The sequence below is a fragment of the Parvibaculum sp. genome, assembly GCF_035511255.1.
In the GTDB taxonomy this organism is placed as follows: Bacteria; Pseudomonadota; Alphaproteobacteria; order Parvibaculales; family Parvibaculaceae; genus Parvibaculum.
Genome location: NZ_DATKFR010000013.1, coordinates 1 through 16,283 on the forward strand (window position 1 = coordinate 1; position 16,283 = coordinate 16,283).

The window sequence follows — 16,283 nt, forward strand, 5'->3', positions numbered from 1 at the left end:
CGCTCGAAGCTGAACCCGTCCTCGAAGATGAAGGGGATCATGCCCGTGCGCGCCCGGTCGGTGTCGGTCCAGACATGCGAGCGATAGGAGAGATAGCCGTTCGGCTTCCCTTCCGTGAACGGAGAATTGGCGAAGATCGCCGTCGCGATCGGCTGCAGCGCCACGGCGACGCGCATCTTCTTCACCATGTCGGCTTCCGACGAGAAGTCGAGATTCACCTGCACGGTGCAGGAGCGGTACATCATGTCGAGCCCCATGGTCCCGACCTTCTTCATGTACTCGGTCATGATCTTGTAGCGGCCCTTGGGCATGACCGGGATCTGGTCGCGCCGCCAGTTGGGCGTGAAGCCGAGGCCGAGGAAGCCGAGGCCGAGCTCCCCGCCGACTTCGCGCACCTGCGCCAGATGATCGTGGAGCTCCGCGCAGGTCTGGTGCAGCGTTTCGAGCGGCGCGCCGGAAAGCTCGAATTGCCCGCCCGGTTCGAGCGAGATATTGCCGCCGCCCTTCGGGCTTTCGAGCCCGATCAGCGTCTCGCCCTCGCGCACGGGAAGCCACCCGAAGCGTTGCAACCCTTCGAGCATCGCGCGGATGCCGTTCGGTCCCTCATAGGGGACAGGGGAATGGTCGGCGAGATGGAAGGGAAATTTCTCGTGCTCGGTGCCGATGCGCCAGTCGGCGCGCGGCTTCGCTCCGCGCTCCAGCGCGGCGACGAGATCGTCCCGGCTCGTGATGGGCTCGGGCCCTGCGACGAGTACGCTCATGAGAGCCCCCTGGAATTTACAGAGCCGTGTCGTTGATCGCGGGATTGTCGCGACCCCTGCCCGCTCCCCGGCCTTTTTGACGTCGCCAAGATGTAGGAGGCCGACCCCGCCCTGACAAGCGGTAAACAACGGGGTCCGGTCCGGCAGCTCAAGTTGAGAATGTCACGCAAAACGCCTTCATTGAAAGCGCGACATGCGCGCCTCGATCTTCGACAGATATCGGGTTCGCGCCGCCGCCGTGGACGTGTCCATTTCGTGAAGCGTCATCCACACCGTTTTGCAACGCCGCCCGCAAAGCGAGCGCAGGCCCCGCAGGATGATCTTGCGATGCGGTTCGCCCACGAGCTTCATCCACCACCAGCTCGAGCCGCAGCTCGTGATGCCGGCCAGCGCCCTGATATTCGTCATCGCCGGCTTCAGCATCTTGGCCCGCCCCGGCATGCGGAAGGCGACGCCCGGCACCCAGACGCGATCGAACCAGCCTTTCAGGATCGCCGGCAGGCTGTACCACCAGGTCGGAAAGACGAAGACCATCGCATCGGCCCATTTGATGAGCGCGACATGGTCGGCGATGAGCTTCGTGTTCCTGTCCTCGTCCTGATAGTCGATGCGCTCCTCGCGGCTCAGCCGCGGCTCGAAATTCTCGGCATAGAGGTCGATCATGCGCAGCTCGTGCCCCGCCTTGGTGAGGCCTCTGATCGCCGCATCGCGCATGGCCGCGCCGAAACTTTCCGCGACCGGATGGGCATAGACGATCAGAACTTTCACAAAATCCTCCTACCAGTCACCAAGCACCATCTGCACGGCGGCAAGCGCCGCGATGGCCGCCGTATCGGCGCGCAGGATGCGCGGCCCGAGCGAGATCGCCACCGTGTCCTTGCGCGCATGAAGCTTCGCGCGCTCCTCCGCATCGAAGCCGCCTTCGGGGCCGATCAGCAGCGCCCATGGCGCGCCCCTGCCGCCGTCCGCCGCGAGCGCTTCGAGCGATGCTTTCGCACCGCCCGGCGCCGCCGCCTCGTCGCATAAGAGAATGCGCCGGGGCGCTTCGCGTTCCGCCCAATGGTTGAGAAGCGCGTCGAGCTTTTCCGCCTCGCGCACTTCGGGGAGCGCGACGAGCCCGCATTGCTCCGCCGCCTCGATCACGTTCGCCTGAAGCCGTTGATCCTTCACCCGCGAGACGACGGTACGATGCGTGATGACGGGCTGGATCATCGCCGCGCCCATCTCGGTCGCCTTCTGGGCGATGAAGTCGAGCCGGGCCCGCTTCACCGGCGCGAAGAGAAGCCAGATATCGGGCAATGGCTGATGCGCCCGCGTCCGCTCGATCACGCGCAGCACCGCCGCCTTCTTCGACGCCTCGGCAATTTCGGCGGCCCATTCGCCGTCGCGTCCGTTGAAGACGAGAACACGCTCGCCCTCGCCCATGCGCAGCACGTTTATCAGGTAATGCGATTGATCCTTGTCGAGCGCGACATCGCCGCCCGCCGCCATCGCCGCATCGACATAAAGCCGCGTCTTCCCGGTGCCGCAATGCGCGGGGGTATCGTCGTCATCGTCGTCGCGCATGCTCTCGGCATTCCTGTTTTTCACCTCCCCCCTTGAGGGGGAGGTCGATCAGCAAAGCTGATCGGGTGGGGGGCTTCTTCGCAAAGACTTATCCTTGCAGCCTACCCCCCTCCCAACCCTCCCCCTCAAGGGGGGAGGGCTATAAGGTGAGCGGGCGACCTCAATGTAATATACAAACGCGCCTCGGCCCGACACCGCAACGAGTCCCCATGCAGATCCGCCCCACCGTCCGCGTCCTGTTCTTCGATCCGCAAGGCCGGCTTTTGCTGATGTGCTCGCAGGACCCGGATGTCGCGGATCAGGACGGCCGCGTGCCGGACAGGCATTACTGGTTTGCGATCGGCGGCGGCATCGAGCCCGGAGAGACGCCCACCGACGCCGCCCTGCGCGAAATCGCCGAGGAGACGGGCCACACGCGCTTTCGCCTCGGCCCGCCCGTCTGGTATCGCGAAAGCGTGCTGACCGTCAAAGGCGAGAAATGGCTCTTCGCGGAAACCTTTTTCGTCGCTTGGACGGAGGAGAGCGATCTCAGCCGCGAGAACTGGACGGAGCTCGAACGTGCCGTGGTGAAGGACCTGAAATGGTGGGAGGTGGACGAGCTGATGGCGAGCGACGAAATCATATTTCCACTCTGCATCAGGGAGCATTTGCCGCCGATCCTCGAAGGCGAATACCCTGCCGCGCTCCTCACCATTGGGCTTTGACGCCATGACCGAATCCCGCATCGCCGACGCCGCGCCCGAGAACTGGGTCGACCGCTGGGCGCCGCGCGTGCTTCGCCCCTATGCACGCCTCGCCCGGCTCGACCGGCCCATCGGCACATGGCTTCTTCTCTGGCCCTGCTGGTGGTCCATTGCGCTCGCCGCCGACGACATTCCCGATATCCGCCTGATGGCCCTCTTCGCCATCGGCGCCGTCGCGATGCGCGGCGCGGGCTGCACCTTCAACGACATCGTCGATCGCGACTTCGACGCCCGCGTCGAGCGCACGAAGCTCCGTCCGATCCCCAGCGGTGCCGTCGGCGTGAAAGCAGCATGGGCCTTCCTCGCGCTTCAGTGCCTCGTCGGCCTCGCCGTGCTGCTGTCGCTCACGCCGCTCGCCATCGTCCTCGGCGTCTCGTCGCTCCTGATCGTCGCGGTCTATCCCTTCATGAAGCGCGTCACCTACTGGCCGCAATTCGTGCTCGGCCTCGCCTTCAACTGGGGCGCGCTGATGGGCTATGCGGCGGCGAGGAACGAACTCACCCTCGCGCCGGTCCTGCTCTATCTGGGTGGCATCGCCTGGACGCTCGGCTACGACACGATCTATGCCCATCAGGACAAGGACGACGACGCGCTGATCGGCGTCAAATCGACGGCACTGAAATTCGGCGCCGCGACGCATCGCTGGATGTGGGGCTTTTATGGGCTGATGACGATTGCATTGATCGCGGTCGGCGTCGCGGGCGCTCTGGGGCCGATCTATTATATCGGCATCGCGCTTGCCGCCGCGCATCTCGCCCGCCAGATCCTGAGGCTCGACATCGACGACCCGTCGCTTTGCCTGACGCTCTTCCGCTCCAACCGCGACTTCGGCCTGATCGTCTTCGCGGCGATCGCCGTGGACCGCATTTTTTCCTGAGCTTTACCTCCCCCCTTGAGGGGGAGGTCGATCGGCAAAGCCGATCGGGTGGGGGGTCTTCTTCGAAAGACTCTTTCCTGCGGCCTACCCCCCGCCCAACCCTCCCCCTCAAGGGGGGGAGGGCGAGTAAGCTAGCCCGGCTTCACATCCGTCAGCCTGTCGACTTTCCGGAGCGCCGGGAAAAGCCACATCCACAAGCCGACGACGCCGATCGTGCCGAGCCCGCCGACCACGACAGCCGGCACCGTGCCGATCCAGCCAGCGACCATGCCGCTCTCGAATTCGCCGAGCTCGTTCGAGGCGCTGATGAAAATGAGATCGACCGCGCTGACCCGGCCGAGCATCTCCGGCGGCGTCGCCAGCGGCACCAGCGTCGAGCGCACGAAGACGCTGACCATGTCGGCGCCGCCCATCACGAAGAGCGCGACGAGCGAGACGAGGAAGCTCTCCGACAGGCCGAAGACGATGGTGGCGACGCCGAAAAGCGCCACACAAGCGAACATGACGAGCCCCGTATGCCGGTGGAGCGGCCGCCAGATGAGCGCGAAATTGACCAGCACCGCGCCGATGGCCGGCGCCGAGCGCATCAGGCCGAGCCCTTCCGGCCCGACATGCAGGATGTCCTTGGCGTAGATCGGCAGCAGCGCCGTCGCCCCGCCGAGCAGCACCGCGAAGAGATCGAGCGAGATCGCGCCGAGCACGATGGGCTGCGTGCGGATATAGGCGATGCCCGCTGTGACCCGGCCGAAAGCTGTGAGCGTCGGATCGGCGGGCTGCTGCCTGTGCTGCGTGCGCACCGCGACGAAGGCGAGCGCGACCGCGACAAAAAATAAGAGGCAGGCGCCATAGGCCGCGAGCGGTCCCCAGATATAGAGAATGCCGCCCAGCGCCGGTCCGCCGATCACCGCGACCTGAAAGGACGACGAACTGAGCGCGATGGCCCGCGGCATCTGCTCCTTCTCGACGAGAAGCGGCACGAAGGAACGCAGCGCCGGTCCGGCGAAGGCGCGCGAGACGCCCGTGAGCACCAGCACCAGATAGAAAGGCCAGACATCCGGCGTTCCGAGATGCGTGAGCAGGATCAGCAGCGCGATGGCGATCGCCTGCAGCGTATAACTCAGCGCGACGATGAGGCGGCGGTCGATGCGATCGGCGACGTCGCCCGCCGGCAGGATCAGCAACACCATCGGCAGGAACTGCGCGAGGCCGACAAGGCCGAGCGCCGTCGCGCTATGCGTGAGGTTGTAGATCTGCCAGCCGACCGCGACCGACTGCACCTGCGAACCGAGCGTGCCGAGAAAGCGGCCCGCGAGAAAGATGCGGAAATCCCGCACCTTGAGAACGTCCCGAAGGGAAACCTGGGGCATCGGCATGTCACCGCGACTGAGGAGGAGGCGGCGAGGGTCGCCGCCGGCGGGGAGCCCACCCGATCCCGCGCGGTCGCCTTTATGCCCGAGGATTCGCCGGAAGTCCCGTGCTCACTCGGCGATGTCTTGATCAATACAGGATGTCATCCCGGCGAAAGCCGGGACCCAATCCACCTCTCGTCGCGCGTCGTGGCGACGGTGCGATGGACAGGGATCACGCAACAACGCCTGCTGGGAGAACCAATGGGTCCCGGCTTTCGCCGGGATGACACATTCAATTTTCTAACTCCCCTGACCCGCGCGGCCATGACGCAGGGTTCAGCGCTTGAATTAGGGTACTAACCCTATTATCTTTGCTGCAACGCAACAAAACCGCGTTGAAGGAGAGAACTCATGTTCACGGCACGATTTGCCGAATGGCTCCATGCGGCGGCCCTGACTGCAGGCAGCCTCACCGGCACGTCCTCCTGGTATGAACTGGCCACCGCGCAAGCCGAGCCGGCCAGGAAGCACCGTACCCGCAATAAATGAACCGGGATTTTCCGCTCGTCGCGGGAGCGCTCCCACGAACCGGATCTCATTGTCGCCTCGCTTGACCGCTAAGCTGAATCGTAGTTCATTCGGGTTACTCGAATGGAGGTTCATGCTTTGGCCTATCGACGCACCGATTCCGTTGCCGCCCGTCTTGCCGACACGCGCCGGCATATTCTGAACGCCGCTCGCGAGCTTGTCGCCGAAGGCGGCTTCGCCGCCGCGCAGATGACCGAGGTGGCGAAGAAGGCCGGCGTCGCCACGGGTACGCTCTACCGCTATTTCCCCTCCAAGGAAGAACTCTGCCGTCAGGTGTTCCGCGAGGTCTCGGCCCGCGAGATGAATGTGCTGGCCGGCATCGCGCAAGGCGAGGGCAGCGCCGCCGAACGCCTCGAATCCGTGCTGCGCACCTTCGCCTCCCGCGCCGTTCGCGGCCGCCGCCTCGCCTTTGCGCTGCTCGCCGAGCCGGTCGATGTCGGCCTGGCGGAGGAACGCGCCCGCTTCCGCCGCACCCATGGCGAGATTTTCGCCGGCATCCTCGAAGACGGCATCGCGGCGGGCGAATTCCCGCCCCGCGACGTCAGGGTCGCCGCCGCCTGCATCGCCGGCGCCATTCCGACGGCGCTGATCGGCCCGCTCGCGCCCGAGTCCCATGAGCTGGACGAGAAGGGCGACAAGGTCGTCGATGAAATCATGAACTTCTGCCTGGCCGGCGTGGGCCTTCTCCGCGCCCGCCCGCAAGCGAAAGCCGAACCGAGGATCAGAGCATGACAAGTGCCAGCGAACTCCTGACGCCCGAACAGCTTTCCATCGTCCGCCGCCGCTCCGACTGGCGCGGGCTCTTCTGCGTCGTCCATGCCTGGGGCGTGATCTTCGGCGCGATGGCCCTTTTCGTCTGGCTCCCGAACCCGATCACTTTCATCCTCGCCGTCGCCCTCATCGGCGCGCGCCAGCTTGGCCTCGCGATCCTGATGCATGACGGCGCGCATGGCATTCTCTGCCACAATCCGAAGCTCAACACCTTCCTGAGCCAGTGGCTCTGCGCCTATCCGATGATGGCCGAAACCGGCGCCTATCGCCGCTATCACCTGAAGCATCACGCGAACACGCAGCAGCCGGAAGACCCGGACCTCGTCCTTTCCGCGCCCTTCCCGATCACCAAGGCGAGCTTCCGCCGCAAGATGATCCGCGACCTCACCGGCCAGACGGGCTACCAGCAGCGCAAGGCGCAGATTCTGAACGCGCTCGGAAAGCCCGACTGGACGCTCGAGCGGCGCCTCCGCAACTACTGGGACAAGCTCGGCCGCGCCACCGTCTGCCAGCTCGTCATCTTCGGCATCCTCGCGGCCAGCGGCCACTGGGTTCTCTATTTCACGCTCTGGCTCCTTCCCTTCCTCACCTGGCAGCAGGCGATCACGCGCATCCGCAACATCGCCGAACATGCGATGGTGCCGGACAACAACGACGACTTCCGCAACGCCCGCACCACCAAGGCGAACCTGATCGAGCGCGCTCTCGTCGCCCCCTACTGGGTCAACTACCATGTCGAGCACCACCTGATGATGTGGGTGCCCTGCTACAACCTGCCGAAGACGCGCGCCTTCCTGATCGCCAATGGCTTCGGCCCGCGCATCGAAACGAAGGAGAGCTACGCCGAAGTCCTGCGCATGGCGACCTCGAAGCCGGACGATGAGGACAAGCGCGGCACCCTCGTCCACAACGCCCGGCGCCAACGCGTCGAAGGCACCATGGCCGAAGGCTTCAAGCCCTCCGACGAAGCGGCCTGAATTCTCCCGCTTCCACTTCACCCCCCTCCCACTTCACCCCCCTCCCTACCCTCCCCCTCAAGGGGGGAGAGCCTTTACCCGACGTCAGGTAATCGATCCTCGTCGCGACATTGTTTTCTCGCGCCGCGACCTGCTAAATCTCTTCCAACAAGAAATTTCGGGGAGAGACGGCCATGGCCGAAGCAACGCAGCAGAATGCCGACGGCGAAATCGGCGACGTCCGGGATGCCCATCGCTTCGACGTGAAGCGGCTCGAAGCCTGGTGCCGCGAGGCGGTGGAAGGCTTCAGCGGCGCGCTCGAGGTTCAGCAGTTCTCCGGCGGCCAGTCGAACCCGACCTTCCTGCTCACCACGCCCACGCGCCGTTACGTGATGCGCAAGAAGCCGCCGGGCATCCTCCTCGCCAGCGCCCATCAGATCGACCGCGAATACCGCGTCATGAAAGCGCTCGCCGACACCGACGTCCCGGTCCCGCATATGTACGCGCTCTGCGAGGACGATGGCGTCATCGGCACATCCTTCTACGTCATGGAATTTCTCGAAGGCCGCGTCTTCCGCGATTCGACTATGCCCGGATCGACCGAAGGCGAGCGCCGCGCCATCTATGCGAACATGGCGGAGAATCTCGCCAGGCTTCACAAGGTCGACTACCAGAAGGTCGGCCTCGGCGATTTCGGCAAGCCGGGAAACTATTTCGAGCGCCAGATCGGCCGCTGGATCAAGCAGTATCGCGGCGCGCAGACGGCCGACATCCCGGCCATGGAAGAACTGATCGATTATCTGCCGGCGCATATTCCCGACGAGCAGTCGGTGACCATCGCCCATGGCGACTACCGCCTCGGCAACACCATGTTCCACCAGACCGAACCCCGCATGATCGCGGTCCTCGACTGGGAGCTCTGCACGATCGGCCATCCGCTGGCCGACGTCGCCTATAACTGCATGTACGATCTCCTCGGCGTCGCCGGCGGCGTCGGCCCGATCGACCGGACGAAGACGCCCGGCATCCCGACGGATGCGGAATATGCCGCCATGTATTGCCGCCACGCGGGCCGCGACGGTATCGCCGACTGGAATTTCTATCTCGCCTTCTCGATGTTCCGTCTCGCCTCCATCAGCCAGGGCGTCTACAAGCGCGGCCTCGACGGCAATGCGAGCTCCGAACGCGCCAAGACGCTCGGCGACGCTTGCGCCAACCTCGCGAACGCCGCACGGGACATCCTTCAGCGCAAGGAACAACACCTTTGAGACGCGGCGACGTGGTTAGCGAAACGTAAAAATCGTCCGTGTGCTTCAACATATATTAAAACTCGCATTCTAGACTCCCCTTGTCCGGCAAGCACATCGGAGGTGCCCGCTTTCCGGACGACCGGCCTCGGCCGGATTGGGGAGCAAGATGTCGCGTCGCAAGACAGCACGTTCGGACAGCGAGGAAGCGCCGGCCTGGCGGGGCATGCGTCATGTCGTGCCGACCGAGGACGCATTCTTCCGCGCCCTGGTGGAAAACGCCGGCGACATTCTCACCCTGATCGACGGCGACGGCACGATCCTCTATCACAGTCCGGCCATCGAGGAGGTACTGGGTTACAGCGCCGATCCCCTGATCGGCATGTCCGTCACCGACGGTGTGCACCCGGACGATCGCGAGCGCGTCGGCCGGCACCTCGCCGCCTGCATGGATTCACCCGACTGGATTTCGACGGAGACGTTCCGGCTGCCGCATGCCGACGGCAGTTGGCGCTGGATGGAGGCGCGGGCGAGGAACCTTCTTGCCAATCCCGATGTCGGCGCGATCCTGTGCCTCTCGCGCGACGTCACCGAACCCCGGCGATTGGCCGAGCAACTGCTCGAAGCCGAACGTCTCGCCCGCTTCGGTCACTGGCGCTGGTCCAAGGGCGCGCTGGCGCCGACCTGGTCGCAGGGCGTCGCGAAGATTCTCGATCGACCTGTCGAACTGATGCCGACCGACGGCGACTGGTATCGCACGCTCGTCCATGCGGACGACAGCGACGAATTGCTCTCGAAGTTTCTCGACGCCTTCGAGACCAGGGAGCCCATCGTTTCGACCACTCGTTTTCTTGCCGGCGACGGCGGCTATCGGCACATCAAGACGCAGGCCTATTGCGAAATCGACGCCCAGAACGAAGTCGGCGCGCTGGTCGGTCTCGTCGAGGACGTGACGGAGGAAATCAGGGCCGAAGAGGCGTTGCGCCAGAGTGAGTCCAGATATCGCCTGCTCGCCGAGCAGGCGTCCGACATCATCCATCATCTGACGCCGACGGGGCAGCTCATCTTCGTATCGCCTTCGATCGAGAGCATTCTGGGCTATCTCCCCGAAGAGGCCGCGAAGATCACGGCGGTGACCGACTATCTCCACCCGGATGACCGGCCCCGCCTCGCCGATTATTACCAGCGTCTTCGGGACGGCAACGGTACGCTGCGCCTCGAATATCGCTTCCGCCACAAGTCCGGACATTATGTCTGGGTCGAGACCACGATGCGTCCCGTGCGCGACGCCGGCACCGGCGAGATCACCGAACTTGTCGGCACGACGCGCGACATGAGCGAGCGTAAACTTCACGAAATCGAATTGATGGAGGCGCGCGAACGCGCCGAAGCCGCGAGCCGCACGAAGTCGCGTTTCCTCGCCAATATGAGCCACGAACTCCGCACGCCCTTGAACGCGATCATCGGTTTTTCGGAAATGCTGAAGCTCGAAATGTTCGGCAAGCTCGGCAGCCCGCGCTATGTCGAATATGCGCAACTCATCAACGACAGCGGCGCCCTGCTTCTGGACCTCATCAGCGACATTCTCGATATGTCGAAGATCGAGGCGGGGAAGTACGACCTCCATTACGAGCATGTCGATGTGGCTGCGGTCATGGGTTCGGCGGTGAAGCTCGTGCGCGGCCGCGCCGAGGAAGGCGGACTCACGCTCGACATAGGCCTGCCCGAAAGCGCCGCCGTCCTGCCTCTGGTCGCCGATATGCGCGCCTTGAAGCAGATCCTTCTCAATCTTTTGTCCAATGCGATCAAGTTCACGCCGGCGGGCGGGCGCGTTTACGCCAGCGCCGAGGCGGTGGAGGGCGGCATCAGGTTCAACGTCTCGGATACGGGCCGCGGCATTCCCGCCGAACACATCCCGCGTCTCGCGCGACCCTTCGAGCAGGTCTCGCTCGACGCCGAACTGACGAAGCAGGGAACGGGTCTCGGCCTCGCCCTCGTCCGCTCGCTCGCCGAGCTTCATGGCGGCACGATCTCGATCGAGAGCAGCATCGGCCACGGCACCAGCGTCGATGTCGAATTGCCGTTACTGCCGCGCTGCGTCGTCGCTCAATAAACGGCGGCGCGCTCGGCGGTCGCGAACTACCGCCCCATCACCTTGCGCAAGGCTGCGTCGACCTCCGAAAGAACGCGCGCCACATGCGGATCGTTCTTGAGACCGGCGAAATAGCTCTTCAGCGTCGGCACGTTCGTGAAGACGTCGGCGACCGCGAACATCGGCCCGATCTGTTCGTAGAAAAAGAGCATCGGCGCCAGCGTGCAGTCGGCGAGCGAAAGCTTGCCGCCCACCGCATAGGGCGAGCCGTCGATGTAATGGCCGAGCCAGCCGATGCCCTTGGCAAGTTCGGCGAGTTCGCGATCGACAAGCGCCTGGTCGCGCCCCTTGGGATTGATCTGGCCGAAAAGCTTCGTCATCGGCTCCATGATGTAGAGATCGCCGATGCGCGACAGCAGCCGCACGCGCGCGGCCTCGGCCGGGTCCTTCGGACGCAACGGCGTGCCGAGACCGAGATCTTCCAGATATTCACAGATGACTTCGGATTCAGGCAGCGCCTTGCCGTCGATCAGCAGCGTCGGCACCTTGTGCATCGGATTGAGTTTTTCGAGCTCGGCCTCGAGTTCGGGCGAACTGAAACCGTCGACGATCTCGACGTCGAGACCCTTCGCATAGATGGCGAGACGGACACGCGCCGAAAAGGGCGACAGCTGGGCGTTGTAGAGTTTCATGCTCATCTTGGCTCCCGGCATCAAAACGGCCGGTCCCATGAGGACCGGCCGTTCTGTCTGTTCATGTCTGCCTTACTCGGCAGCGGCGCGGACCTTGTTCGAGTATTTCTTGAACTCGAGCTTGGCGATGGTGCGGGCGTGGACTTCGTCCGGGCCGTCCGCGAGGCGCAGCGTGCGCATGCCGGAATACATCTTGGCCAGACCGAAATCGGTCGTCACGCCGCCGCCGCCATGCGCCTGGATCGCATCGTCGATGACGCGGAGCGCGACATTCGGCGCCGCGACCTTGATCATCGCGATCTCGGCGCGGGCGACCTTGTTGCCCACCGTATCCATCATATAGGCGGCCTTGAGCGTCAGGAGGCGCGCCATCTCGATGTCGATGCGGGCGGCGGCCACGCGCTCTTCCCACACGGAATGCTCGGCGATCTTCTTGCCGAAGGCTTCGCGCGTGAGCAGACGCTTCACCATCAGTTCCAATGCGCGCTCGGCGACGCCGATGGTGCGCATGCAGTGATGGATGCGGCCGGGTCCAAGGCGGCCCTGGCTGATCTCGAAGCCGCGTCCCTCGCCGAGAAGCAGGTTCTCGGCTGGCACGCGGACGTTTTCGAGAATGACTTCCGCATGGCCATGCGGCGCGTCGTCATAGCCGAACACCGGCAGCATACGGACGACCTTGACGCCCGGCGCGTCGAGCGGCATCAGGATCTGCGACTGCTGGCGATAGGTGTCGGCCTTCGGGTCCGTCTTGCCCATGACGACCGCGATCTTGCAGCGCGGATCGCCCACGCCCGACGACCACCACTTGCGGCCGTTGATGACGTATTCATTGCCGTCGCGTTCGATACGGGTGCAAACATTGGTCGCATCCGACGAGGCGACATCCGGCTCGGTCATCAGATAGGCCGAGCGCATCTCGCCCTCGAGCAGCGGCTCCAGATATTCCTTCTTGTGCCGCTCGGAACCGTAGCGCTCCAGCACTTCCATGTTGCCGGTGTCGGGCGCCGAGCAGTTGAACACTTCCGACGCCCAGCCGACGCGGCCCATGATCTCGCAGAGCGGCGCATATTCCATGTTGGTGAGCCCGCCGCCGCGCTCGCTCTCGGGCAGGAACAGGTTCCACAGCCCTTCCTTCTTCGCGAGCGGCTTCAGGTCCTCGAGAATCTGCGGCACCTGCCAGGGATTGCCGGCGGCGCGAAACGCCGCCATCTGCGCGTCATAGGTCTTCTCGTTCGGATAGACGTGCTGATCCATGAACCGGTTCAGCCGGGTCATCAGCTCTTTTGTTTTATCGGAATATTCGAAATCCATGAGTTCTCCCTCTCACATTTTGACGAGTGGGGATGCCTTGCGAGCGCCCCCCTTCAATGGCGAATGGGGGGACTGTAGCGGGTTGATCCCCGCAAATCACGAGGCAAATCGCCCTGCGCGGAAACGACGTCGCGCTTCAGTTTCGCCGCACTGCAAAAAAACTCCGCAGCATCTCCGCCGCGCGTCGCTCGCCAATGCCGCCATAGACATCGGGCCGATGATGGCATGTCGCCTGCGCGAAGATGCGCGGCCCATGCTCGACGCCGCCGCCTTTTTCGTCGGCCGCCGCGAAGTAAACCCGCCTGAGCCGCGCGAAGGAAATTGCCGTCGCGCACATCGGGCAGGGCTCGAGCGTCACATGAATATCGCAGCCCGTCAGGCGCTCCGAACCGAGTTTCGCGCAGGCCTCGCGGATCGCCAGCATCTCGGCATGGGCGGTCGGATCTTTCAGTTCGAGCGTCCGGTTTCCCGCCGCCGCGATGACGGCCCCCGAGCCGTCGACGATCACCGCGCCGATCGGCACCTCGCCCCGCGCCCCCGCCGCTTCCGCCTCGGCAAAGGCGAAATCCATGAATGTCGGGGCGGGTAGAGGCGCGTCGGTCATGGCCGGACGGTGCCGTGCCGAACGCTTTTAGACAAGTGGCACGATGGACTTGCACAAAGGTAACTTATACGTTACCTATGAAGCGGCCCGTCTGTAGACGCGCGATCCCCTCGAAGGAGCAGCGATGCAAATTCTCGAATATCTGGACACCGAAGGGCGAAGCCCGTTCGGGACATGGTTCGATAAGCTCGATGCCGTCATCGCGGCAAAGATCACCGCAGCCGTTACGCGACTGAGCCTCGGCAATACGTCTAGCGTGAAGGGTGTCGGAGCCGGCGTTCTCGAATACAGGATCGATTCCGGTCCCGGCTACCGCGTCTATTTCGGCAGGGACGGCGAAAAGCTCGTCATCCTTCTGACCGGTGGAACGAAGGAGCGCCAGCAGCGCGATATAGAACTCGCGCAAAGCTACTGGAGAGATTACAAGGCCCGAAGGAAAGGGAGCGCATGATGGCTCTTACACGTTCATTCAAGGAGACCGTGCAGGCACGCGTTCGCAAGGATGCGAGCTTTCGCGAGGCTCTTCTGACGGAAGGCGTCGAAGCCTTGCTGAGCGGCGATCTCGATGCGGGAAAAACCATTCTGCGCGACTACATCAACGCGACGGTCGGGTTCGAACGGCTTGGCGAGGCAACGGATACGCCGGCGAAAAGTCTCATGCGCATGTTCGGCCCGCGCGGCAATCCGAATGCGCGCAATCTGCTCACCGTCATCGGCTATCTGCAGCGCAGCTCCGGCATCAGCCTTCATGTCCGCGCGCAACGCTGACTGAGCTGAGAAAAGAAACAATACGATGAACGCCAGACCCGCCCAGCGCCGCGACGCCACGTCCGATGCGAAACCGAAAGCGCCCAAAGGCGAGCGCATTGCGCCCCGCTCGCCGGAAGGCGAGCGCATCGCAAAAGTCATCGCGCGCGCCGGCATCTGCTCGCGCCGCGATGCCGAACGCCTGATCGAGGAAGGCAAGGTCTCCGTCAACGGCAAGCTTCTGGCGAGCCCGGCCCTCAACGTGACGCCGAAGGACCGCATCGTCGTCAATGGCGAGCCGCTCCCGCAATTCGAGCCGACGCGGCTCTGGCGCTACCACAAGCCGGCCGGCCTGGTGACGACCGCGAAGGACCCGGAGGGCCGCCCGACCGTCTTCGAGCGCCTGCCGGACGACATGCCCCGCGTCGTCTCGGTCGGCCGCCTCGACATCAACACCGAAGGTCTCCTTCTTCTCACCAATGACGGCGAACTCGCGCGCCTTCTCGAACTTCCGGCGACCGGCTGGACGCGGCGCTACCGCGTCCGTGCCTGGGGCGACGTCACGCAGGAAGGTCTCGATCGCCTGAAGGACGGTATCGAGGTCGAGGGCGTGCGCTACGGCCCCATCGAGGCCTCGCTCGACAAGGTGCAGGGCTCGAACGTCTGGCTCACGGTCGGCCTCAAGGAAGGCAAGAACCGCGAGGTGAAGCGCGTGCTCGGCGCCCTTGGCCTCACCGTCAACCGGCTGATCCGCCTTTCCTTCGGCCCCTTCCAGATCGGCGATCTCGTCGAGGGCGAAGTGAAGCAGGTGCCGAACCGCGTGCTGATGGACCAACTCGGCGCGCATGGCGAAGCCTTCCGCGCCAAGATCGAGGCCGCCGAAGCCGCAATGCCCGCTCAGCCTGCCAAGAAAACGCCGTCGGGCAAACCTTCCGCCGCAAAGTCTCAATCGTCAAAGCCGTCATCGTCTAAACCGCAGGTGGCGGGCAAGCCGCGCATGCCGAAACCGCATTCGGCCGCGCCGAAACAGCATGCGGGCAAACCGGGTTCCGCGAAGCGGAAATCCGGCAAGCCGCAGACCACGGTCGAGCACGCCTCGTCGAGACCGAAACTCCATCTGCCGAAAAAGCCCGGTGGCGCAGGCGCCGCGCGCCCCGCCGGCAAGGCCCAACCCAGCAAGAAGAAGCCTCATGAGAATAGTCGGCGGCGCCCATAAGGGCCGCGCCATCGCGGCCCCGCCGGGCCATAATGTGCGCCCCACCAGCGACCGCGTCCGCGAAGCGCTGTTCAACATCCTCGCTCACGCCGATTTCGGGAGTTTCGATCTCGAAGGCGCGCGCGTGCTCGATCTCTTCGCCGGCACCGGCGCGCTCGGCCTCGAGGCGATTTCGCGGGGCGCCAGCTTCGCGCTCTTCGTCGAGGAAGATGCCGATGCGCGCGGCGCGATCCGCGAAAACATGGAAGCGCTCGGCCTCACCGGTCACGCGAAAATCTACAAGCGCGATGCGACCGCGCTGGGTCCGCGCCCCGGCAGCGTCGGTCCCGCCTTCTCGCTCGTCTTTCTCGATCCGCCTTACGGCAAGGGCCTCGCCGAACGCGCCCTCCTTTCGGCCCGCGACGGCGGCTGGGTCGAACCCGACGCACTCTTCGTCGTCGAGGAAGCAGCCAGCAGCAAATTCGCCGCGCCCGAAGGCTTCGAGGAACTCGACCGCCGCAAATACGGCATCGCCGAAGTCGTGTTTCTGAAACTCGCCGGCGAGGCGGAGGACTGACGAGGCAGAGAGTTGACAAAAGCGTGGTGTCGTCCCGGGATTTATTCCCGGGACCCATCGGCCGCAGCATCCGCCGACCCATCTGGGTCCCGGCAACGAGTGCCGGGACGACATTCTCCTGATTTGAGTCCACCAATGAATCCGATAGTCGACAATCCCGTGCCTCTGATCCCCGGCCTCTCCGCCCTCGCCGATCGCTACGACGCG

Annotated in this window: 17 protein-coding genes and 1 pseudogene; 11 read left to right on the forward strand and 7 right to left on the reverse strand. The window is 64.5% G+C overall.

The genetic code is table 11. The annotated features are described in order from the left end of the window. The 3 genes from VMR03_RS00345 to VMR03_RS00355 form a co-directional block, all read right to left on the reverse strand. On the reverse strand, nt 1–761 hold a 761-nt coding region (locus tag VMR03_RS00345), incomplete at its 3' end, for a glutamate--cysteine ligase (protein WP_325401137.1). Between the two features lie 177 nt (nt 762–938). Further along, nucleotides 939–1,529, reverse strand: a complete 591-nt coding sequence (locus VMR03_RS00350; RefSeq protein WP_325401139.1) for an NAD(P)H-dependent oxidoreductase — start codon at nt 1,527–1,529, stop codon at nt 939–941. A 9-nt stretch (nt 1,530–1,538) separates the two neighbouring features. Continuing rightward, complete coding sequence (locus VMR03_RS00355; protein ID WP_325401142.1) at nt 1,539–2,327, reverse strand: 16S rRNA (uracil(1498)-N(3))-methyltransferase; 789 nt, start codon at nt 2,325–2,327, stop codon at nt 1,539–1,541. A gap of 209 nt (nt 2,328–2,536) precedes the next feature. Here VMR03_RS00355 and VMR03_RS00360 point away from each other — a divergent pair, with 209 nt between their 5' ends. Then, on the forward strand, nt 2,537–3,031 hold the full coding sequence (locus tag VMR03_RS00360) for an NUDIX hydrolase (RefSeq protein WP_325401144.1): 495 nt from the start codon (nt 2,537–2,539) through the stop codon (nt 3,029–3,031). A 4-nt stretch (nt 3,032–3,035) separates the two neighbouring features. After that, nucleotides 3,036–3,947 carry a 4-hydroxybenzoate octaprenyltransferase gene (gene ubiA, locus VMR03_RS00365; RefSeq protein WP_325401146.1) on the forward strand — a complete coding sequence of 304 codons (912 nt, stop codon included), beginning with the start codon at nt 3,036–3,038 and terminating at the stop codon, nt 3,945–3,947. Nucleotides 3,948–4,078: 131 nt separating this feature from the next. On the opposite strand, the gene VMR03_RS00370 is transcribed toward ubiA, so the two are convergent. Beyond that, nucleotides 4,079–5,314, reverse strand: coding sequence for an MFS transporter (locus tag VMR03_RS00370; protein WP_325401148.1), 1,236 nt, complete (start codon nt 5,312–5,314; stop codon nt 4,079–4,081). 393 nt (nt 5,315–5,707) lie between these two features. Between VMR03_RS00370 and VMR03_RS00375 the strand changes: the two genes are divergently transcribed. From VMR03_RS00375 to VMR03_RS00395, 5 genes are all read left to right on the forward strand, one after another. Then, on the forward strand, nt 5,708–5,845 hold the full coding sequence (locus VMR03_RS00375) for a hypothetical protein (protein ID WP_325401150.1): 138 nt from the start codon (nt 5,708–5,710) through the stop codon (nt 5,843–5,845). Nucleotides 5,846–5,962: 117 nt separating this feature from the next. Continuing rightward, on the forward strand, nt 5,963–6,616 hold the full coding sequence (locus VMR03_RS00380) for a TetR/AcrR family transcriptional regulator (RefSeq protein ID WP_325401152.1): 654 nt from the start codon (nt 5,963–5,965) through the stop codon (nt 6,614–6,616). Beyond that, entirely contained in the window at nt 6,613–7,632 is a 1,020-nt protein-coding gene (locus VMR03_RS00385) for a fatty acid desaturase family protein (RefSeq protein ID WP_325401154.1), read from the forward strand. Before VMR03_RS00380 ends, VMR03_RS00385 begins: the two co-directional genes overlap by 4 nt. Nucleotides 7,633–7,805: 173 nt before the next feature. Continuing rightward, nucleotides 7,806–8,879 (forward strand): phosphotransferase, encoded by a 1,074-nt coding sequence (locus VMR03_RS00390; protein ID WP_325401155.1) that lies wholly within the window; start codon nt 7,806–7,808, stop codon nt 8,877–8,879. A 148-nt stretch (nt 8,880–9,027) separates the two neighbouring features. Beyond that, the gene (locus VMR03_RS00395; protein WP_325401157.1) at nt 9,028–10,971 is read left to right on the forward strand and encodes a PAS domain S-box protein; all 1,944 of its coding nucleotides are present in this window, start codon (nt 9,028–9,030) and stop codon (nt 10,969–10,971) included. A 26-nt stretch (nt 10,972–10,997) separates the two neighbouring features. On the opposite strand, the gene VMR03_RS00400 is transcribed toward VMR03_RS00395, so the two are convergent. From VMR03_RS00400 to VMR03_RS00410, 3 genes are all read right to left on the reverse strand, one after another. Then, nucleotides 10,998–11,648, reverse strand: coding sequence for a glutathione S-transferase family protein (locus VMR03_RS00400; RefSeq protein WP_325401159.1), 651 nt, complete (start codon nt 11,646–11,648; stop codon nt 10,998–11,000). Between the two features lie 66 nt (nt 11,649–11,714). Then, complete coding sequence (locus VMR03_RS00405; protein ID WP_325401161.1) at nt 11,715–12,953, reverse strand: acyl-CoA dehydrogenase family protein; 1,239 nt, start codon at nt 12,951–12,953, stop codon at nt 11,715–11,717. A 136-nt stretch (nt 12,954–13,089) separates the two neighbouring features. After that, the gene (locus VMR03_RS00410; RefSeq protein ID WP_325401163.1) at nt 13,090–13,557 is read right to left on the reverse strand and encodes a nucleoside deaminase; all 468 of its coding nucleotides are present in this window, start codon (nt 13,555–13,557) and stop codon (nt 13,090–13,092) included. 124 nt (nt 13,558–13,681) lie between these two features. Here VMR03_RS00410 and VMR03_RS00415 point away from each other — a divergent pair, with 124 nt between their 5' ends. The 4 genes and pseudogenes from VMR03_RS00415 to rsmD all read left to right on the forward strand — a co-directional run bounded on the left by VMR03_RS00415 (nt 13,682) and on the right by rsmD (nt 16,076). Continuing rightward, the gene (locus tag VMR03_RS00415; RefSeq protein ID WP_325401165.1) at nt 13,682–14,008 is read left to right on the forward strand and encodes a type II toxin-antitoxin system RelE/ParE family toxin; all 327 of its coding nucleotides are present in this window, start codon (nt 13,682–13,684) and stop codon (nt 14,006–14,008) included. After that, the gene (locus VMR03_RS00420) at nt 14,008–14,325 is read left to right on the forward strand and encodes a transcriptional regulator (protein WP_325401169.1); all 318 of its coding nucleotides are present in this window, start codon (nt 14,008–14,010) and stop codon (nt 14,323–14,325) included. Before VMR03_RS00415 ends, VMR03_RS00420 begins: the two co-directional genes overlap by 1 nt. Nucleotides 14,326–14,350: 25 nt before the next feature. After that, nucleotides 14,351–15,151, forward strand: a pseudogene (locus VMR03_RS00425) (pseudouridine synthase); the annotation flags it as partial. A gap of 343 nt (nt 15,152–15,494) precedes the next feature. Then, nucleotides 15,495–16,076 carry a 16S rRNA (guanine(966)-N(2))-methyltransferase RsmD gene (rsmD, locus tag VMR03_RS00430; RefSeq protein ID WP_325401167.1) on the forward strand — a complete coding sequence of 194 codons (582 nt, stop codon included), beginning with the start codon at nt 15,495–15,497 and terminating at the stop codon, nt 16,074–16,076. Nucleotides 16,077–16,283 lie beyond the last annotated feature (207 nt).